This is a genomic window from Burkholderia vietnamiensis LMG 10929, from assembly GCF_000959445.1.
Classification (GTDB): Bacteria; Pseudomonadota; Gammaproteobacteria; order Burkholderiales; family Burkholderiaceae; genus Burkholderia; species Burkholderia vietnamiensis.
In genome coordinates this window covers 1186959-1205394 of the sequence record NZ_CP009632.1, presented here as the reverse complement: position 1 = coordinate 1205394, position 18436 = coordinate 1186959, and the positions used below count along the sequence as shown (strand labels likewise).

Genomic DNA, 18436 nt, shown 5'->3' with positions numbered 1-18436 from the left:
GCGCGGCACCGGCGCGACGGGTGGCGTTCCCGTCGCGCCGGCATCGCGGGGAATTACATCTTCACCTGATCGAGGAAGGTCTTCTTGCCGGCCTTGTAGCCGTAGATCGAGATGATCCCGTGCGTCAGGTCGCCCTTCGCGTCGAACGTCGTCGTGCCGATCACGCCTTCATACTTCGTCGACGGCATCGCGGCGACGATCTTGGCCGGATCGGTCGAGTTCGCGCGCTTCATCGCGTCGACGGCGATATACACCGCGTCGTATGCGAACGGCGCATCGAACTTGATGCCCTGGTTGAAGCGCTTCTCGTACTTCGCGACGAACGCCGCGCCGCCCGGCATCTTCTCGAGCGCCGCGCCGGCCTGCGAGCACAGCACGTTGTCGGCCGCCGGGCCGGCCAGCTGCGCCAGCGAGTCGGTGCACACGCCGTCGCCGGACAGGATCTTCGCGCGCAGGCCGAGCTGCTTCGCCTGCTTCGCGAGCGGGCCGCCGGTGGCATCCATGCCGCCGTACATGATCGCGTCCGGGTTCTCGCCCTTCACCTTCGTCAGGATCGCGCGGAAGTCGACGGCCTTGTCGTTGGTCGCGTCGTGCGACAGCACCTTCAGGCCGAGCGCCTTGGCCTTCTTCTCGAATTCGTTCGCGAGGCCCTGGCCGTACGCGGTCGAATCGTCGATCACCGCGACGCTCTTCACGCCCTTCGACTGCGCGTAGCTCGCGAGCGCGGGGCCTTGCTGCGCGTCGGTCGCGACCACGCGATAGGTGGTCTTGAAGCCCTGTTGCGTGTAGGTCGGGTTGGTGGCCGACGGCGAGATCTGCACGATGCCCGCATCGCTGTAGATCTTCGACGCCGGGATCGACGTGCCCGAGTTCAGGTGGCCGATGACGGCGACGACCTTGTCGTCGACCAGCTTCTGCGCAACCTGCGTCGCCTGACGCGGGTCGGCCGCGTCGTCCTGCGCGTCGAGCTGCAGCGTGATCTTCTTGCCGCCGATCGTCAGGCCCTTCGCATTGATCTCTTCGACGGCGAGACGTGCGCCGTTCTCGTTGTCCTTGCCCAGGTGCGAAATGCCGCCCGTTGTCGGTTCGACGCTGCCGATCTTCACGACCTGGTCGGCCATCGCGCTCGAGGCGGCCGCGAATGCGGCGGCTGCCAGTGCGACGGTGACCAGGGGTTTGCAGCGCATGCCGACGGTGCTTCGTTCCATCTGCCATCTCCGTTGATTGATAGTGCTGTTGCCGCCCGTTCGATCGCGCACGCCCTTGTGAGGCGGCCGGCGAGCCGGGCGAGTCTCCGCGACCCGCGATGGGTTCGGCTTGCCTGTCGCCGATCGTCGAGTACGCCGTGGTGCCGCCGCGGCGCATGCGATTTGATCGGACGACACGCAATTCGTCTGAATATATCTGAACGCGCTTGCGCCCGTCTCGGCGAATTGTCCGAGCTTGCGCAAATGTGATGCGGCCGCACGGCCGTCGCGCGATCGGCGCGTGCGCGTGTCGCGCCGTCAATGGCCCTGATTATTCGACGGGCCGGATTCCGAAGCCATGGACAGTGCGATGCAATCAGTCAGCAACTGTTCGGTCGATTCGTCTGCACACTTCGATTCATCGGCGCGGCAACGCCTCCTCCGATTCGATGCAACTAACGGTCGAGCCCGCTGGCGCCGGCGAATCGACGCGCGCTTCGCTTGCTTGCCGAGTCGCTCGTCGGTTTTGCAGCAATCGTAGCCGGCTCCGGAGCGTGCGGTGATCCGCTCACTCGACGCGGCCTCCGCGCGCGACGTCGCCGCGCGGCTACGCGCGTCCGCGCAATGCGACGACGACGACACCCACGATCGCCAGCAGGCCGCCGCCCACGGTGCCGATGCCGGGCCGTTCGCCGGTGAGCATCATCGACATCGCCGTCGCGACCGCCGGCGTCAGATACAGGAAGCTGGACGCGCGCGCCGCGCCGAAATGGCCGAGTGCGAACGACCACGCCGCATAGCCGAGCGCCGCCGGGAAGATGCCGAGCACGAGGACGGCCGACACCGTCTCGTGCGATGCGCCGCCGCCGAGCGCCGCCAGCGCGCCGGGCAACCATGGCGCAAGCAGCACCGCGCCGGCCAGCAGCGTGTACGCGGTGCATGGCAGCGCGCCGTACACGGGGATCAGCCGCCGCTGCAACACGAAATAGCTGGCCGAACACAGCGCCGCGCCGAGGATCAGCGTGCTGCCGGAGCCGAGCACGAGGCCGCCCGGCTGACCATGCGCGATCACCGCGATGCCGGCGAGGCTGACCAGCGAGCCGAGCCATCCCCAGCGATTGAAGCGTTCATGCAGAAACACCGCGGCAAGCAGTGCCGTGAAGATCGGCAGCGTGTTGACGATGAAGCTGGCCGCGCCGGCCGAGACGGTTTGCTCGCCGGTGTTGAGCAGCGCGTTGTAGAGCGCGATGCCGAGCAGGCCGCATGCGAGAAAGCGCAATGCGTCGCCGCGGCTCGGCTTCGGCGGCCGCCGCCACGCGAGCCATGCGAGCGCGAGCACGGCCGCGGTGGCGAAGCGCGCGGCGGCGAGCTGCAGCGGCGTCAGCCCGTGCAGGCCGATGCGGATGAACGGGAACGCGCTGGCCCGCGAGACGATCGTGAACGCCACCGCGCCGGCCGCGACGAGCCGCTGTCGCGCGTCGCGCGTCGAAGAGGAGGAGGGGGAGGAGGAGAGCGTGTTCATGCGGCCATGGTGCAGCGTCGCGAGATGTTAAGCTAGCGCACAGATCGACATCCGGATATGAATATGGCTCACAGCTCGGTGCGCCGCTGCGGCGACCGTCCGGCGCGCTCGCAGCCGGGTGCGCCGCCGCAGCCGGGCTCGCGACCGCCGCTCGCGAGTCTCGAGACCGTCTGCACGGTCGCGCGTCACGGCTCGTTTCTGGCGGCGGCCGAGGTGTCCGGCGTCACGCACGGCGCGATCAGCCGGCGCGTGGCTGCCGTCGAAAACTGGCTCGGCATGACGTTGTTCGAACGTCATGCGCGCGGCGTGCGCATGACGCCGGACGGCCAGCGCTTCGTCGGCCGGATCGAGCAGGCGTTCGCGATCATCGACGGCGCGGCCGATCAGTGGCGCTTGCCGCGCGCGCCGCGGCTCGTCAGGATGAGCGTGGTGCCCGCCTTCGCGCAGCTCTGGCTGTTCGAGCGGCAGCAGGCGCTCGAGAGCGAGGCGCCGGCGTTGCGCATCGAGCTCGGCATCGAGCTGCGCAACGTCGACATCGCAGCGGGCGAAGCGGATCTGTCGATTCGCTACGGGCGCGGCTACTGGCGTCATCTGGAAACGCGCGAGTTCATGCCGGAGAAGCTGCATCCGGTCGCGCACCCGCGGCTCGCCGCGCAGCTCGCCACGCTGCGCCGGCGCGGCGGCGACGCGGCGCTGCTCGAGATGCCGCTGCTGCACGATTCGGACGTCACCGGCTGGCGCACGTGGTTCGCCGCGCTCGGCATCGCGTTCAAGCCGCGCGCGCAGGACCGCCGCTTCGAGGATTACAACCTCGTGCTGGCGGCGGCCGAAGCGGGGCTCGGCGTGGCGCTGGCGCGCACGCCGCTTGCTAGCGCGTATCTCGAGCGCAGCGCGCTCGTGCGCGTGAGCAGGCACGAGGTCGAGTCGCCGCTCAGCTATCACTTCGTGCATGCAAAGGGCGAGGCGCGCCCCGAAGTGCTGGCGCTGATGGAGCGGATGCGCGCGGCGCTCGGATAGGCCAGCCGCGCGTGCGTCGGCGTCGTTGCCGCTCGACCGCGGCCGGCCGATCGCCGACAATGCGACCGCGGAAAAAGCGCGGGATTCGACAGATGGACGAAAATACGGAAATCGAGCGGTTCGAGCCGCTCGAATGTAAAGGGAACGAGTAATGAATAGACCAGACAAGTCGTCGAAGGCGCGTGCTGCGCTGGACCAGCTGTTTTCGGGCTTGGCGCCCGCGGACGCGCGCCCGAGCGCGTCGCGCCCGGGCAACCCGTTCGAAGCAGCCGACGACGCCACCGGCGCGGACGGCCGCGTCGAAGTCACGCTGTCGACGCGCATCCAGCTGCGCGGCTATCCGGGCGCGGATGCGTTCATGCAGCGCATGGCGCAAGCGTGGGGGCTCACGTGGGGCGCGTACGACGCGGTGCGCGCAACGGCGACGCTGCCGGTCGGCTGGCGCGCGCGCCGGCTGCCCGAAGTCACGCAGATCGTCGACGAACGCGACGTGCTGCGTGCGGAAAGCAGCCTGCAGGGCGGCGAGATGTCTTACCTGAAAGTGCATCCACGCTACTACATCGATGCGCGCAAGGGCGTGGGCTGGCGCAAGGCGTCGAAGGCCTCCGACGATCCGGATCTCGACGGCCCTGACTGGAACTGCTACGTGATGGACCGGGAAAAGTCCGTCGAGCTGCACGAGTTGACGACGTCGTCGTCTAAGGCCGATCTCGACAACGCACGTGCGACGTTGTTGAAATGGCTCGACTCGCACTATCCGCGCCATCGCGATCCGTTCGCGTACTGGACCGATTGCGATCGTCCTCTGTAGTCCGCGCACGCGCATGTACACGCACGGCGGCGGCGCGGATCGCGCGGCAAGCCGTCATACATGGCAGGCGGCCCACGTGAACCGGCTCCGTCCCGTCCCGATCCTGTACGCGGCATGCGCGGCGGCGCTTGCTTCGACCGTGATCGAACTGCTGCTCTGGCCGCTTGCCGGCGATGATGCCCTGCGCAACCTGCTGCGCGACGCGCGGCTGACGGCGGCGATCGCGTTGGGGCGCACGGCGCTTCGATCGTCCGCGGGTTTCGATCCGACTATCATGGGCGTGGCGACGCTGGTACACGCCGCGCTGTCGCTCGCGTACGCAGCCATGCTCGCGGCGCTGGTGCGCAATCTGTCGCGCGGCGCCGCACTGTGCGCAGGCGCCGTGTTCGGGCTCGTTCTCTACGGCGTCAACCTGTACGCGTTTACCGCGGTGTTTCCGTGGTTCGCGCAGGTGCGCGGCGCGATCACGCTGGTTGCGCATCTGGTGTTCGGCGCGAGCGCCGCGGGCGTTTATTGCGCGTTGCGTCGTCGATAGCACGGCGCACGGTGGCGTGCTGCGGCGACGCGGCACCCACCGCGCCGCCGCCTGCGCATTACTGCGTCTCGCGTTGCGCTTCCGCCGTTTCGCCGAGGAACCCACCACTCTGATGCGCCCACAGCGCCGCATAGATGCCGCCGCGCTGCAGCAGCTCGGCGTGCGTGCCGACCTCGACGATGCGCCCCGCATCGAGCACGATCAGCCGATCCATCGCCGCGATCGTCGACAGCCGGTGCGCGATCGCGATCACCGTCTTGCCGCTCATCAGGCTGTCGAGGCTGCGCTGGATCGCGACCTCGACTTCCGAGTCGAGCGCGCTGGTCGCTTCGTCGAGCACGAGGATCGGCGCGTCCTTGAGCATCACGCGCGCGATCGCGACGCGCTGCCGCTGGCCGCCGGACAACTTCACGCCGCGCTCGCCGACCTCGACGTCGTAGCCGCTGCGCCCGTGCCGGTCGCGCAGCTGCGCGATGAAGTCGGCCGCCTCCGCACGCACGGCCGCTTCGCGCATCTCGCGCTCGGTCGCGTCGGGCCGCCCATACAGAATGTTCTCGCGCATCGTCCGATGCAGCAGCGACGTATCCTGCGTCACCATCCCGATCGCCGCGCGCAGGCTGTCCTGCGTCACGTGCGCGATGTCCTGCCCGTCGATCCGGATCGAGCCGCCGTCGACGTCGTAGAAGCGCAGCAGCAGGTTCACCAGCGTCGACTTGCCGGCCCCCGAACGACCGATCAGACCGATCCGCTCGCCCGGCCGGATCGTCAGGTTCAGCCCGTCGAACACCGGCGTGTCGTGTTCTTCGTGGGCGAAGCGCACGTTGTCGAACACGATTTCGCCGCGCGGCACGGTGAGCGCCGTCGCGTCCGGCGCGTCGCGCACGCTGCGCACCTTCGTCAGCGTGTTGATGCCGTCCTGGATCGTGCCGACGTTCTCGAACAGCTCGGTCATCTCCCACATGATCCAGTGCGAATAGCTCGACAGGCGCAGCGCCATCGCGACCACCGCCGCGACCACGCCCGCGCTCGCCTCGCCGTGCAGCCACAGATACAGCGCGAGGCCGGTCGAGCCGACCAGCAGCAGCGTCGACAGCAGATGGTTGACGATCTCGAACGCGCTGACGAGACGCATCTGCGCGTCGCCGGTCGCCTTGAACGCCTCCATCGCGTGCCGCGCGTGATCGGCTTCGCGGCGCGTGTGCGAGAACAGCTTTACGGTCGTGATGTTCGAATAGGCGTCGGTGATGCGGCCCGTCATCAGCGCGCGCGCGTCGGCCTGCTCGCTGCCGACGCGCCCGAGCCGCGGCACGAAGAACGCGCAGGCGGCGCCGTAGCCGAGCGCCCACAGCGCGAGCGGGATCATCAGCCGCCAGTCGAAGCTGGCCGCGAGCGCGAGGATGCCGATCAGGTAAGCCGCGACCCCGATCACGACGTCGACCGACATGAACAGCGCATCGCGCACCGCGAGCGCGGTCTGCATGATCTTGGTCGTCACGCGGCCGGCGAACTCGTTCGCATAGAACGACAGGCTCTGGTCGAGCATCAGCCGGTGAAACAGCCAGCGCAGCCGCATCGGGAAGTTGATCGCCAGCACCTGGTGCTTGACGAGCGTATGCAGCGCAATCAGCAGCGCGCTGGCCGCGAGGATCGCCGCGAACCCGACGAGCGTGCCGAAGTGGCGGCCGCCGAAGTCGGCCGGCGTCGCCGACGACAGCCAGTCGACCACGCGCCCCATCATCGCGAACAACGCGGCCTCGTAGCCGGCGAGCGCGGCCGACGTGAGCGCGATCAGCAGAAGCCAGCCGCGCGCGCCTTTCGTGCACGCCCAGACGAACGAGAAGAATCCCTTCGGCGGCGTGACGGGATCGTCGAGCGGGAAGGTGGGCAGGCGCCGTTCAAACCACGAAAACATCGATCTTTTTCCTCCGGTGATTCGGCCACGCGATCCGACGTCGATCGAGCGTCATACGTTGCGACCGCGTCGTCCGGCAGGGAGTGTCGCACCGATTCGCCGACGCTGCAGGCCGGTCGTAAGGAAGCGAAGCGCCGCACCGCCGCCGCGCCCGTAAAAAAGTGCTTGACTCTCTATCTATGAGTAGATAAATTTCGATCCATGGAAACGAAACCGACCGTCCGCGAACAGATTCTCGATCATGCGATCACGCTGATGATGCTGCGTGGTTACAACGGCTTCAGCTATCGAGACCTGTCGGATCTGGTGGGCGTGAAGACGTCGAGCATCCACTACTACTTCCCGTCGAAGGACGACCTCGTGCTGGAAGCGGTAGCGGCCTACAGCGACGACGTGCTTGCGGCGATCCGGACGATCGATCCAGCGCTGCCGGCCGACGTGAAGCTGAGCCTGTACACGAAGCTGTTCGGGCGCACGCTCGGCGACGGCGACCGGATCTGCCTCTGCGGCATGCTGGCGGCCGATATCGAATCGTTGCCGGACAACGTGCGGCAAGCGGTGCAGGCGTTCTTCAAGGCGAACGAAAAGTGGCTCGCCGAGCTGCTGACCCAGGGCGCGGCCGAAGGCACGCTGCAGTTCAGCGGCAAGCCGGAATCGGCGGCGCGCACGCTGTTCGCGGCGTTTCAGGGCAGCGTGCTGGCCAGCCGGCTGTTTCATACGCGGGCGCGCCTCGAAGATGTAGAGGCGGTGTGGAAGGTCCGGGCTTGAGCGCCGGGCATGTTTGCACCGCTTTTTGTTGTGGCTGGTTGTCTATCTTGTAGTAGATAGTTTTTGAAGCGGATGAATGAAACATCCGCACTTTTTGGGCTGGTTTATCTATCTATGAGTAGATAAACAAACGCGATGCCGACGGCGACACCGCCGGCGCGCGGCCCCGGTTTGCAAGTTGGTTCACTCACTCATCGTTGAAAAGGAGTCTGTCATGTCGATCGAAAAAGTTCTCTACCGCGCTCATGCAAAAGCCACCGGCGGCCGCGACGGCCGTGCGACCGTGCCGGAAAGCGGCCTCGACCTGAAGCTGACCACGCCGCGCGAGCTCGGCGGTGCGGGCGGCGCGGGCGCGAACCCCGAGCAGCTGTTCGCGGCCGGCTACAGCGCGTGCTTTATCGGCGCGATGAAGTTCGTCGCGGCGCGCGACAAGATCGCGATCCCCGCGGATGCCGCGATCGAGGGCAGCGTCGGGATCGGCGCGATCCCGAACGGCTTCGGCATCGAGGTCGAACTGAAGATTTCGCTGCCGGGCCTCGACCGCGAAACCGCACAAACGTTGATCGATCGCGCGCACATCGTCTGCCCGTACTCGAACGCGACGCGCGGCAACATCGACGTCACGCTGACGCTCGTCTGATCGCACCCGATTCCGCTACCACGCAGTCCACCGTCCATCCGTTGCATACCGATTGAGCCAGGGAGTTTCATCATGAAGATCGTCAAGCCGCTGTTGATCGCCGCCGTCGTCGCAGCCACGTGGTCCGGCGCATCGGCCGCCACCGCGGCATCCGCGCAAGCCGTTCGCCCCGACACCGCGACGAGCGCGTTCCTCGCCGTGCTGAACGGCCAGAAGGGGCCGGGCCTCGAGACACTGAGCCCCGAGAAGGCGCGTCAGGTGCTGGTCGATGCGCAGAGCGGCGTGAAGGTCGATCTGTCCGGCATCGACGTGTCGACCCGCACGATCGAGCAGGACGGGCTGTCGGTGCCGATCACGATCGTGCGGCCGCAACAGGTGAGCGGCACGCCGCCGGTGTTCATGTTCTTCCACGGGGGCGGCTGGATTCTCGGCGACTTCCCGACCCACGAGCGCCTCGTGCGCGATCTCGTCGTGCAATCGGGCGCCGTCGCGGTGTTCGTCAACTACACGCCGTCGCCGGAAGCGCATTACCCGGTCGCGATCAACCAGGCGTATGCGGCGACGAAATGGGTCGCGGCGCACGGTGCGGAGATCGGCGTCGACGGCAGCCGTCTCGCGGTGGTCGGCAACAGCGTCGGCGGGAACATGGCGGCGGTCGTCGCGCTGATGGCGAAGGACAAGGGCGGCCCGGCGATCCGTTTCCAGGGGCTGTTGTGGCCGGTCACGGATCACGACTTCAACACCGGCTCGTACGGCGCATACGCGCAGGGACACTTCCTGACGCGGCCGTTGATGAAGTGGTTCTGGAACGCCTACACGAAGAACGAAGCGCAACGCGACGAGATCTACGCGTCGCCGCTGCGCGCGAGCGTCGCGCAGCTGAAGGGCCTGCCGCCGGCGCTGATCCAGGTCGCGCAGTTCGACGTGCTGCGTGACGAAGGCGAAGCGTACGGCCGCAAGCTCGACGCAGCGGGCGTCGACGCCACGACCACGCGTTACGACGGCACGATCCACGATTTCGGCCTGCTCAACGCGCTCGCCAACGACGCGCCGACGAAGGCCGCGATGAAGGCGATGGGCAACGAAATCGCGGCGCGGCTGAAGTAACGCGGCGAGCGGCATTCGCGCCGGCGTGAACACGCCTAAGCCGATCGGTGCAGCGGCGGGCTTCGGCCCGTCGCTTTTTTGCGTGGGCGGGACGCGTGCGGCGAGGCGCGGCATCGCGAAGCGGATCGAACCGGCAGCGTGACGGCCCCGCGCGCGGGCGCGGCGCATTCATTGTTGGTACGATCGCGCGTATCGTTCATGCCGGCGCCGGGTGCGGCCGGCCCATCGCGCGCGCGGCGGCACGCCGGCGCGGCCACGTTCGGGAGAAGTGTTTGATGCTGCAGGCGTTCGCGGTCTTGTTGACCTTCCAGTGCCTCGGGGAAGGCGTGTCCTATCTGTTCGGCATACCGGTGCCCGGCCCGGTGATCGGCATGCTGCTGCTGTTCGGCTTCGTGATGCTGCGCCCGCAGGTGGCCGACGCGATCGAGCCGAGCGCGTTCGAACTGCTGCGCCATCTGTCGCTGCTGTTCGTGCCGGCCGGCGTCGGCATCATGGTGTCGGCTTCCCGCGTGCGCGGCGATGCGCTCGCGGTCGTCGTCGCGCTCGCGGTGAGCACGACGCTCGCGATCGCCGTCACGGCGCTCGTCACGCGCGCGTTGCTGCGGCGCCAGCGGCCCGCGTCTGGCACGGCGGGGGAGGCACGATGACGGCCTTCCCGAAACTCGGCGCGATCTGGGTCTATCTCGCCGCCACGCCGCTGCTCGGCCTCACCATCACGCTGATCGCCTACCTGATCGCGCAGGCCGTCTATGCGCGCTCGCGCTTCAACCCGCTCGCGAATCCGGTGCTGATCGCCGTCGCGCTGATTGTCGGGCTGTTGACCGTCACGCATACGCCGTATCCGACGTATTTCGAGGGCGCGCAGTTCGTCCATTTCCTGCTCGGCCCGGCGACCGTCGCGCTCGCGCTGCCGCTGTATCGCCAGTGGTCGAAGCTGCGGCGCGCCGCGCTGCCGCTGCTCGTCGGGCTGCTGGCCGGCTCGTTGACCGCGATCGTTTCCGCGGTGGGCGTTGCGGCGTTGTTCGGCGCGTCGCATCAGACGATTGCATCGCTCGCGCCGAAATCCGCGACCACGCCGATCGCGATGGCGGTCGCGCAGCAGATCGGCGGAATTCCGTCGCTCACCGCCGTGCTGGTGATTTCGACCGGCATCTTCGGTGCGGTGTGCGCGCGCGCGATCCTGAACGTGCTGCGCATCGACGAGCCGGCCGTGCGCGGCTTCGCGCTGGGCGTCGCGTCGCACGGGATCGGCACCGCGCGCGCGTTTCAGATCGGCGAGGAAACCGGCGCGTTCGCGGGACTCGGCATGGGGCTGAACGGCGTGCTCACCGCGTTCATCGTGCCGATCCTGCTGCCGGTGTTGTCGCGATGGATTTGAGGCTGGGCGGCGGCGGCTCGCCGGCTGCGGCTTTCGCGAGGTTTGCGCGCACGGCGGCCAGGCCGCGATGCGGCGTGTCGTGCGACGCGGTGCGAATCGGCGGCGCGGCGGCAAGCGCCTCGGGCCGGCATGGACAATGTGCGGGCCGCCGACGTATCGCGGCCGTTATCAGGAGAATTCAGAAACTCGCACGGACATTTTTCCGGCGATCGGCTAACGTTGCATCGGCGCCGGCATCGCACGCGGGCGTTCGACCCACAACCAACAATCGACAAGGAGTTCCGGCCATGACGAAGTCTCGCGTGGTTTCGGTGGCAGCGGCAATCACGGCGTCGTTCGGTCTGTTGCTGACCGCCGCGCCGGCCGCATATGCACAGGATGCGGCGTCGGCGCCGCTGCAGGCTTCGGCATCCGCGCAGACCCAGAAGCAGCTCGACAAGGCGCAGAAGAAGGCCGCCCGCAAGGCGGCGCGCGCGCGCCACGCGAAGGACCTGAAGGCGATCGGCACGGGCAGCGGCTACCGGCTGACCAACGATCAGAGCAATTACCCGCAGAACGCGGTGGAGAAGGCGCCCGCGACGAAGAGCGTGCCGGCCGCGCCGGCATCGGGGCAGTAACGGGCGGGGAGCGAGGTAAGGAGACGGCGCCGGTGAAACCGGCGCCGTTGGTTTTTGTATGCGCTGCGTATGCGGCTTGGGCGGCGCGTACGGAGGCGCGCGGCTACGGGCTATGGCGCTACAGGCACGGGCTACCGAGCGACGCGGTACGCGCGGCGGGCGGGGGCTATGACCGGTGAGCTGCGAGCTACTAGCTCCGCACTCCGGGCTGCAAGCGGCACACTGCGAGTTGCACCCTCTGGGCGCCGGGCTGCAGGTGACGCGCTGCGAGCTACACACTCGAGCTACGAGCTACGAGCTACGAGCTACGAGCTACGAGCTACGAGCTACGAGCTACGAGCTACGAGCTACCAGCGCCAAGCGCCAAGCGCCAAGCGCCAAGCGACGAGCCCAAACCCCGAGTTCCGAGCTACGGCGTGCTACAGCCGGCGCAGCCACGCAGCGATGCAGCCACGCAGCCGCACCCCCGCCAGCATTAGGCCGCGAGCTTCGCCGCCAATTGCGCGACGTGCTTGCCCTGATAGCGCGCGATGTCCAGTTCGTTCGCGCTCGGCTGGCGGCTGCCGTCCGCGCCGGCGAGCGTCGTGGCGCCGTACGGCGTGCCGCCGGTGATTTCCTTCATGTCGACGAGCCCGCTGCAGGCGTACGGCACGCCGACGATCACCATCCCGTGGTGCAGCAGCGTCGTGTGGAACGACGTGATCGTCGTTTCCTGGCCGCCGTGCTGCGTGCCGGTCGACGCGAACACGCTGCCGATCTTGCCGACCAGCGCGCCCTTCATCCACAGGCCGCCGGTCTGGTCGAGGAACGTGCGCATCTGGCCGGCCATGTTGCCGAAGCGGGTCGGCGTGCCGAAGATGATCGCATCGTAGTTCGCGAGTTCGTCGACGGTAGCCACCGGCGCGGCCTGGTCGACCTTGACGCCGATCGCCTTCGCCTGGTCGACGGGAATGGTCTCCGGCACGCGCTTGAGCGTGACCTCGACGCCGGGCACCGATTTCGCGCCTTCCGCGACGTGCTGCGCCATCGTTTCGACGTGCCCGTAGGACGAGTAGTAAAGGACGAGTACCTTGGCCATGTTGCGAATCTCCGATTAGAAAAGGCCCCGCGCGCGGCGGGGCCGGATGTTCCGAACGGGCGTCATGCCCAGTCGGCCGTCACTTCGACCGGGCGCAGGTCGAATACCAGCACCTCGGCGTCGTGACCGTCGGCGAACGTCAGCGTCCGTTCGTCGCGGATGCGCGCGCCGTCGCCTTCGCCGAGCGTCACGCCGTTGACCGTCACGCTGCCGCGCGCCACGTGGACGTACGCATAGCGGTCCGGCGCGAACTCGAGCGTCGCGCGCTCGTCGCCGTCGAACAGGCCCGCGTAGATCCGCGTGTCCTGCCGGATCTTCAGCGAACCGGCGTCACCGTTGGGCGACACGATCGGCGTGAGCTTGCCGCGCTTGTCCGCTGCCGCGATATTGGTCTGCTGATAGCGCGGCTCGGCGCCCTTCTCGGCAGGCCCGACCCAGATCTGCAGGAAGTGCACGGGCGTTTCCGGCGAGTGGTTGAACTCGCTGTGACGCACGCCGGTGCCGGCGCTCATCAGCTGCACGTCGCCCGGCACGATCACCGACCCGGTGCCCATCGAATCCTTGTGCTCCAGCGCGCCTTCGAGCACGTACGACAGGATTTCCATGTCGCGGTGCGGGTGGGTGCCGAAGCCGCGGCCCGGTGCGACGCGGTCGTCGTTGATCACCAGCAGGTCGGAGAAGCCGACTTGCTTCGGATCGTAGTAATTCGCGAACGAAAACGTATGACGGGAGCTGAGCCAGCCATGCTCGGCACGGCCACGTTGGTTTGCTGCACGAGTCTCGATCATGATGCGTGTCCTTGGTGTCGCCGGCCCTCGGAAGTGGGGCCGGCCGTTCGTTGAGATGAATCTTAGGTCAATCGAATTGACAAATAAATGGCCGTGAAGATAATGACTGTCACCTTGGAGTGGACAATATGGAACTCAACGATCTGAGAATCTTCGTCGCGACGGTCGACGCGGGCAGCTTCACGGCCGCGGCCGACCAATTGATGTTGTCGAAGCAGTTCGTGAGCCGGCGCACGATGGCGCTCGAAGCGTCGCTCGGTGTGCGGCTCCTGCATCGCAATACGCGCAATCTCGCGGTGACGGAGTCGGGTCACGAGTTCTACGCGCGCGCGCAGCGGATCCTGGCGGAAGTCGCCGACGCCGAGCAGGCGATGTCGGTGCGCAGCACCGAGCTGCACGGGTCGCTGAAGATCAGCGCGCCGCTGTCGTTTGGCATCACGCATGTGTCGCCGCTGATCGCCGAATTCCTGCGCGCGCATCCGGCCGTGCGGCTGAACCTCGACCTGACCGACCGGCGCGTCGACCTGATCGGCGAAGGTTTCGACCTCGTGCTGCGGATCGGTGCGCTCGAGGATTCGACGCTGATCGCGCGTCCGTTGGGCGCATGGAAAATGATCGCGTGCGCGAGCCCCGCCTATCTGGAGCGGCAGGGCACGCCCGCGTCGCCCGCGGAGCTGGCCGGCCATACGTGCCTGATGTACGGGCGCGAGCGGCGCGTCGGCTGGGAATTCCGGGTCGACGGCGTGGCGCGCACGTTCGACGTGCAAGGCCCGCTCGTCGCGAACAACGGCGAGGTCGTGCGCGATGCGGCGACCGCCGGGCTCGGCATCGCGCTGCTGCCGGAGTTCATCGTCGGCGCCGCGCTCGACGGCGGCGCGCTGGTGCCGGTGCTCGATGCGTATGCGCCGGCGCCGCTCACGCTGAACGCGGTGTTCCCGCAGCATCGGGAAGGCTTCGTGACGCTGCGCACGTTCATCGGGTTTCTCGCCGAGCGGCTCGGACACGCGGTATCGGCTGCATAGCGCAGCTGGATGGCGCGGCCGGTTCGCGTTACGCTGGGGCCCGCGTTGCGCACGTCGCATCGTGTGTCGCGCGCCTTTCCCCGAACTCGGCGGGCCGGCGTTTCAGCGGTCCCGCGCTCCAGCGACGATCCAACGCCATGATCCTTCCGAACCGATCGAATCCTCACGCCGGCATGCGCGCGAGCGCAGCGCTTCCCGCCCGCGCGTCGCGCCACGCGATTCCGCACGTTCTCGCGGCGGCCGCATGGCTGACCGCGCTGCCGATGGCCACCCATGCGGCCGGTTTCGACTGTGCGAAGGCCGCTTCGCCGACCGAACACGCAATCTGCGCGGACGCACGCCTGTCCGCGCTGGACGGTCAACTCGCGACCGCATGGCAGAAGGCGCGCGCGAAAGGCGGCGATACGGCCGCGCTGAAGGCCGCCCAACTGAAATGGCTCGCGCAGCGCGATCGCTGCGGCGGCGACGCCTCGTGCATCGCCGATCGCTATCGCGAGCGCCTTGCGATCCTGAACGGCGCGCCGCTCGCGCCCGACCGCTGGCAGCAGACCTGGTATCGCGACAGCGCCAACCCGTCCCTTGGCGGCGTGCTGACGATTACCGGCACGGCGCCGCATCTTCACTTCGAATTGAGCGGCAACAACGGCGCGAACACCGGCGATCTGGCCGGCGATCTCGCGCTGCACGGCGACGCCGGCACGTTTCGGCAGGACCGATGCCGGCTCGACTTCAGCCGTCACGGATCGCGCGTGCGCGTGACGCAGCAGGGCAGCGACGCCGATTGCGGTGCCGGCGCGGGCGTCGTCTATTCGGGCGACTACGTGACCGCGTCGCAGGCGCAGGCGAGCCCGCCGGCGGATCTCGTCACGCTGAAGGTGCTGGACGACGCGCGGCAGGACGCGATCGCGCACAAGCTGCTCGGCGCGGATTACCAGACGCTCGTCGACATGATCAATAACCGCGACGACGAGCGCGACCTCGACGGCCTGAATGCAAAAGTGACGTCGTACTGGGTGCGCGGCATCGCGACGACGAACGCCGCGATCGTGATGCGCCGCGACACCGATCTGTGGATCGGGCTCCTCGTGTTCGACGCCCACAACGACGTGCGGATGCGGTACTACACGAACGTCCCGGCGTGGAAAAAGACCGTGCCGAAAACGCTGCGCGCGTGGCACGACAAGCTCGACAGCAGCTATCCAATCGACCTGATGTGACCTGGTAAGTGACGCGGTAAGCGATGCGGCAATCGGCCCACGCGGCCGACACGCTGCGTTTGTCACGTGACAATTGTCCACCGGATGGTGACAGCGAATCTTGTTTTGACGGATTGATGATTCTCGGTGAGACAGTAGACTGCACCCGTGCTTCGCCAGAACCGCTCCGCAGCGCCGAGATCGCGCCACCGGACGGATTTGTCGGAAGCGGGCAGGGGCGCCCGCACCGATCGCGCGAGGAGGGTTCGGTACCGATCCATGCGTTCGCCGTTTCGGCGGCCGTCGGTGCCGGATGCGTCGAACCGTCAATTCAAGGTGATTGTTATGCGTTACGTATCGCTGGAGTCGAAGAAGGACGAGCTGCTGCTGGCCGCTCGCGTGTTGATGATGATTCTGTTCGTGTTGTTCGGCTGGCAGAAGCTGACCGGTTTCTCCGGTACGGTCGCATACATGGCGTCGACGGGCGCACCGTCTCCCGAGCTGTCCGCGGTGATCGCGGTGGCGGTCGAACTGGTCGGCGGCGCGCTGATCGCGCTCGGCTTCTACACGCGGCCGCTGGCGCTGCTGTTCGCGGCGTACACGCTCGCGACCGCGTTGATCGGGCATCGCTACTGGGCGCTGCAGGGGATGGATCAGTACGTCGCGATGATCAACTTCTACAAGAACGTCAGCATCATCGGCGGCCTGCTGTTGCTCGCGCTCACCGGGCCGGGGCGGTATTCGTTCGACCGCAAGTAAGCTGGCGCGGCAGTCGCTGCCGCATGGCGGGCCCGGTGCGTTCGAGCAATCGCGCACCGGGCTTTTTTTCGTCGTGCGCCGCCGCGTGTTGCGCGTTGCGCGCGAAATCGCCATCCGACGCAGGTTCTCGTATAGATTGGTGGGCCTCGTTTCCATTCATCGTTGGCTACCGTGTCGCAACCGACCATCCTTCTCATCGGCGCGTCCGGCCTGCTCGGCCGTGCGGTTGCCGCCGCGCTGTCGCGCGAAGCGTCGCTGACGCTGGTCGCGACCATCCGGAACGCAGATACCGCCGGCGCCCGGCGGGTCGCGTTGCCGCCGGAACACACCGCCCGTCTCGACGTTCTGGACCAGCCCGCGCTCGAACGGCTGTTCGATGCGCGGCGGCCGTCCGCCGTGATCGTCTGCGCGGCCGAGCGTCGTCCGGACGTATGCGAGAACGACCCGGCCGCCGCGCGTGCGATCAACGTCGACGCGCCGGCGCGCATCGGCGCGCTCGCCGCGCGCTACGGCGCATGGACGCTCGGCATCTCGACCGACTACGTGTTCGACGGCCGGGCCGCGCCGTACCGCGAAGACGCCACGCCGAATCCGCTGAACGTGTACGGCCGCACGAAGCTCGACGGCGAGGCGGCGTTGCTCGCCGCGTCGCCGCTCGCGTGTGTGCTGCGGCTGCCGCTGCTGTACGGGCCGATCGTCGACTGGCGCGAGTCGGCGGTCACGAGCCTCGTGCCGGCGATCGTCGCGGCCGCGCAGCCGCGCGCCGAGCCGGCGCGCATGGATGCGTGGGCGATCCGCTATCCGACGTACACGCCGGACGTCGCGCAGGTCATCCGCGACCTGACGCTGCGCCATCTGGCCGGCGCGCCGGTCACCGGCATCCGTCATTGGTCGGCCGAGGAGCCGATGACGAAATACGACATCGCCCAACGGCTCGCGGCCGCGTTGGGGCACCGCGCGGCGCTCGCGCCGATCCATGCGCCGACCGATGCCACGCCGCGCCCATACGATTGCCACCTCGATGCGTCGCGCGTGCGCGCGCTCGGCATCGACCATGCGACGCCGTTCGACGCCGGCTTGCTCGCCGTATTGGCCGACGCGCCGCCGCTGCCGTGAGCGTCGCGCCCCGCGATGTCGCGACGCCGTGACGTTCGACGCCGGACCGCGCCGCGCCGTCGCCGCGCAAAAGTCCTCAAACACCGAGCATGCACGCTGCTATCATTCGCGCCATGCCGTGCCCGTACGAGGCGCGGCGACCGGTGGCGAGGAGGTCGCCATCGACCGTTCGTCGCGCGTTCGAGCGCGGCGTACCGCGCGTCGCGTGCCGCGACCGCAGCGTTCGACGATGGCATAGCCGCCGGTGGACATCGCAGACCTTGCGGCTCCGGTCTGGCGATCCACATATCGCAATACGGATCGGCGGAACTTCACGGCCGGTTCGGCCATCGGAGGTTCTTTGAATAAAAACATGCCCAAAGAGGATGAATACATGACTCAGGCTCTGCAGGACCTCGAAGCACAACTTCGGGACCTGAACATCAAGCTGTCGGAAGCCAGGCAGAAAGAAAAGCAGGCCGCGCTCGCGGCATTCAGGGAGCAGGTTCAGTTGCTGGGTATCACGCAGCAGGAAGTGCTGAGCGCGCTCGGCTACATCGTGCAGCGAAAACGCAAGGCGCCTGCGAAGTACTACGATCCGACGACCGGCCGCTCGTGGTCGGGTCGCGGCCCGCGGCCGAAATGGCTCGAAGGCAAGGACCTCGACGCGCTGCTCGTCGATCGCGAAGCCAAAACCTGGTGGCCCGGCGACGATCAGGGCTGACGCCGCGCGGCGCCGGTCGCGCGCCGGCGCCGTCCGGCCGACGCGAGCCGCGGCTCGCATGCTTCATCCCTTGCCGTCGGCGTGCCGCCTGACAGCGCCGCCGCCGGCATCGACGTCTTTCAGTTTCGTCTTTCAGTTCCGACTTTCAGTTCCATTACCCGCGGTTGCCCGTTTCCGTTTCGGCGAGCCGGCAGCCGCGACCCTTTCCGTCCGCGCACGGTCACCGCGCCGTCGCGCGCGCGAACCGGCCTCAGACTGTCGCCCGGACCTTTGCGGCAGG

Annotated in this window: 19 protein-coding genes; 14 read left to right on the top strand and 5 right to left on the bottom strand. The window is 67.9% G+C overall.

Annotated elements, in window-relative coordinates; all coding sequences use genetic code 11:
- Window positions 1-53: 53 nt before the first annotated feature.
- A complete protein-coding gene (locus AK36_RS30025; RefSeq protein ID WP_011880662.1) occupies window positions 54-1208 on the bottom strand; it encodes a branched-chain amino acid ABC transporter substrate-binding protein in 1155 nt (384 codons plus the stop codon).
- A gap of 586 nt (window positions 1209-1794) precedes the next feature.
- A complete protein-coding gene (locus AK36_RS30020) occupies window positions 1795-2709 on the bottom strand; it encodes a DMT family transporter (RefSeq protein ID WP_045579901.1) in 915 nt (304 codons plus the stop codon).
- Window positions 2710-2766: 57 nt separating this feature from the next.
- Between AK36_RS30020 and AK36_RS30015 the strand changes: the two genes are divergently transcribed.
- The 3 genes from AK36_RS30015 (at window position 2767) to AK36_RS30005 (ending at window position 5072) form a co-directional block, all read left to right on the top strand.
- Complete coding sequence (locus AK36_RS30015) at window positions 2767-3726, top strand: LysR substrate-binding domain-containing protein (RefSeq protein WP_045579900.1); 960 nt, start codon at window positions 2767-2769, stop codon at window positions 3724-3726.
- Between the two features lie 151 nt (window positions 3727-3877).
- Window positions 3878-4537: a hypothetical protein gene (locus AK36_RS30010; protein WP_011880661.1), complete on the top strand. Its 660-nt coding sequence runs from the start codon at window positions 3878-3880 to the stop codon at window positions 4535-4537.
- 76 nt (window positions 4538-4613) lie between these two features.
- Window positions 4614-5072 carry a hypothetical protein gene (locus tag AK36_RS30005; RefSeq protein ID WP_034194430.1) on the top strand — a complete coding sequence of 153 codons (459 nt, stop codon included), beginning with the start codon at window positions 4614-4616 and terminating at the stop codon, window positions 5070-5072.
- 58 nt (window positions 5073-5130) lie between these two features.
- On the opposite strand, the gene AK36_RS30000 is transcribed toward AK36_RS30005, so the two are convergent.
- Window positions 5131-6984, bottom strand: a complete 1854-nt coding sequence (locus AK36_RS30000) for an ABC transporter ATP-binding protein (protein WP_011880659.1) — start codon at window positions 6982-6984, stop codon at window positions 5131-5133.
- 201 nt (window positions 6985-7185) lie between these two features.
- Here AK36_RS30000 and AK36_RS29995 point away from each other — a divergent pair, with 201 nt between their 5' ends.
- From AK36_RS29995 to AK36_RS29970, 6 genes are all read left to right on the top strand, one after another.
- Window positions 7186-7752: a TetR/AcrR family transcriptional regulator gene (locus AK36_RS29995; RefSeq protein WP_011880658.1), complete on the top strand. Its 567-nt coding sequence runs from the start codon at window positions 7186-7188 to the stop codon at window positions 7750-7752.
- Window positions 7753-7966: 214 nt separating this feature from the next.
- The gene (locus AK36_RS29990) at window positions 7967-8392 is read left to right on the top strand and encodes an organic hydroperoxide resistance protein (RefSeq protein ID WP_011880657.1); all 426 of its coding nucleotides are present in this window, start codon (window positions 7967-7969) and stop codon (window positions 8390-8392) included.
- 72 nt (window positions 8393-8464) lie between these two features.
- A complete protein-coding gene (locus AK36_RS29985) occupies window positions 8465-9499 on the top strand; it encodes an alpha/beta hydrolase (protein ID WP_034194417.1) in 1035 nt (344 codons plus the stop codon).
- Between the two features lie 275 nt (window positions 9500-9774).
- Window positions 9775-10146 (top strand): CidA/LrgA family protein, encoded by a 372-nt coding sequence (locus tag AK36_RS29980; RefSeq protein WP_045579899.1) that lies wholly within the window; start codon window positions 9775-9777, stop codon window positions 10144-10146.
- Entirely contained in the window at window positions 10143-10877 is a 735-nt protein-coding gene (locus AK36_RS29975; protein WP_011880654.1) for an LrgB family protein, read from the top strand. Before AK36_RS29980 ends, AK36_RS29975 begins: the two co-directional genes overlap by 4 nt.
- A 287-nt stretch (window positions 10878-11164) precedes the next feature.
- Entirely contained in the window at window positions 11165-11494 is a 330-nt protein-coding gene (locus tag AK36_RS29970; protein ID WP_045579898.1) for a hypothetical protein, read from the top strand.
- 475 nt (window positions 11495-11969) lie between these two features.
- Here AK36_RS29970 and wrbA read toward each other — a convergent pair whose 3' ends face one another.
- Both wrbA and AK36_RS29960 read right to left on the bottom strand, forming a co-directional pair.
- Entirely contained in the window at window positions 11970-12572 is a 603-nt protein-coding gene (gene wrbA / locus AK36_RS29965) for an NAD(P)H:quinone oxidoreductase (RefSeq protein ID WP_011880650.1), read from the bottom strand.
- A gap of 62 nt (window positions 12573-12634) precedes the next feature.
- On the bottom strand, window positions 12635-13360 hold the full coding sequence (locus AK36_RS29960; RefSeq protein ID WP_045579897.1) for a pirin family protein: 726 nt from the start codon (window positions 13358-13360) through the stop codon (window positions 12635-12637).
- Between the two features lie 128 nt (window positions 13361-13488).
- On the opposite strand from AK36_RS29960, the gene AK36_RS29955 reads away from it, so the two are divergent.
- The 5 genes from AK36_RS29955 (at window position 13489) to AK36_RS29935 (ending at window position 18156) form a co-directional block, all read left to right on the top strand.
- Window positions 13489-14382, top strand: coding sequence for a LysR family transcriptional regulator (locus tag AK36_RS29955; RefSeq protein ID WP_011880648.1), 894 nt, complete (start codon window positions 13489-13491; stop codon window positions 14380-14382).
- A 173-nt stretch (window positions 14383-14555) separates the two neighbouring features.
- Window positions 14556-15599, top strand: coding sequence for a lysozyme inhibitor LprI family protein (locus AK36_RS29950; protein WP_106919382.1), 1044 nt, complete (start codon window positions 14556-14558; stop codon window positions 15597-15599).
- Window positions 15600-15923: 324 nt separating this feature from the next.
- On the top strand, window positions 15924-16337 hold the full coding sequence (locus AK36_RS29945) for a DoxX family protein (RefSeq protein WP_045580006.1): 414 nt from the start codon (window positions 15924-15926) through the stop codon (window positions 16335-16337).
- A gap of 171 nt (window positions 16338-16508) precedes the next feature.
- Window positions 16509-17453 carry a dTDP-4-dehydrorhamnose reductase family protein gene (locus tag AK36_RS29940; RefSeq protein WP_045579896.1) on the top strand — a complete coding sequence of 315 codons (945 nt, stop codon included), beginning with the start codon at window positions 16509-16511 and terminating at the stop codon, window positions 17451-17453.
- Window positions 17454-17826: 373 nt separating this feature from the next.
- Window positions 17827-18156: an H-NS histone family protein gene (locus AK36_RS29935; protein WP_011880644.1), complete on the top strand. Its 330-nt coding sequence runs from the start codon at window positions 17827-17829 to the stop codon at window positions 18154-18156.
- Window positions 18157-18436: the final 280 nt, after the last annotated feature.

Excerpts from the sequence above, each read along its gene's own strand:
- AK36_RS30025 (WP_011880662.1), bottom strand. The coding sequence starts at position 1,208 with ATGGAACGAAGCACCGTCGGCATGCGCTGCAAACCCCTGGTCACCGTC.
- AK36_RS30020 (WP_045579901.1), bottom strand. The coding sequence starts at position 2,709 with ATGAACACGCTCTCCTCCTCCCCCTCCTCCTCTTCGACGCGCGACGCG.
- AK36_RS30015 (WP_045579900.1), top strand. The coding sequence starts at position 2,767 with ATGAATATGGCTCACAGCTCGGTGCGCCGCTGCGGCGACCGTCCGGCG.
- AK36_RS30010 (WP_011880661.1), top strand. The coding sequence starts at position 3,878 with ATGAATAGACCAGACAAGTCGTCGAAGGCGCGTGCTGCGCTGGACCAG.
- AK36_RS30000 (WP_011880659.1), bottom strand. The coding sequence starts at position 6,984 with ATGTTTTCGTGGTTTGAACGGCGCCTGCCCACCTTCCCGCTCGACGAT.
- AK36_RS29995 (WP_011880658.1), top strand. The coding sequence starts at position 7,186 with ATGGAAACGAAACCGACCGTCCGCGAACAGATTCTCGATCATGCGATC.
- AK36_RS29990 (WP_011880657.1), top strand. The coding sequence starts at position 7,967 with ATGTCGATCGAAAAAGTTCTCTACCGCGCTCATGCAAAAGCCACCGGC.
- AK36_RS29985 (WP_034194417.1), top strand. The coding sequence starts at position 8,465 with ATGAAGATCGTCAAGCCGCTGTTGATCGCCGCCGTCGTCGCAGCCACG.
- AK36_RS29980 (WP_045579899.1), top strand. The coding sequence starts at position 9,775 with ATGCTGCAGGCGTTCGCGGTCTTGTTGACCTTCCAGTGCCTCGGGGAA.
- AK36_RS29975 (WP_011880654.1), top strand. The coding sequence starts at position 10,143 with ATGACGGCCTTCCCGAAACTCGGCGCGATCTGGGTCTATCTCGCCGCC.
- AK36_RS29970 (WP_045579898.1), top strand. The coding sequence starts at position 11,165 with ATGACGAAGTCTCGCGTGGTTTCGGTGGCAGCGGCAATCACGGCGTCG.
- wrbA (WP_011880650.1), bottom strand. The coding sequence starts at position 12,572 with ATGGCCAAGGTACTCGTCCTTTACTACTCGTCCTACGGGCACGTCGAA.
- AK36_RS29960 (WP_045579897.1), bottom strand. The coding sequence starts at position 13,360 with ATGATCGAGACTCGTGCAGCAAACCAACGTGGCCGTGCCGAGCATGGC.
- AK36_RS29955 (WP_011880648.1), top strand. The coding sequence starts at position 13,489 with ATGGAACTCAACGATCTGAGAATCTTCGTCGCGACGGTCGACGCGGGC.
- AK36_RS29950 (WP_106919382.1), top strand. The coding sequence starts at position 14,556 with ATGCGCGCGAGCGCAGCGCTTCCCGCCCGCGCGTCGCGCCACGCGATT.
- AK36_RS29945 (WP_045580006.1), top strand. The coding sequence starts at position 15,924 with ATGCGTTACGTATCGCTGGAGTCGAAGAAGGACGAGCTGCTGCTGGCC.
- AK36_RS29935 (WP_011880644.1), top strand. The coding sequence starts at position 17,827 with ATGACTCAGGCTCTGCAGGACCTCGAAGCACAACTTCGGGACCTGAAC.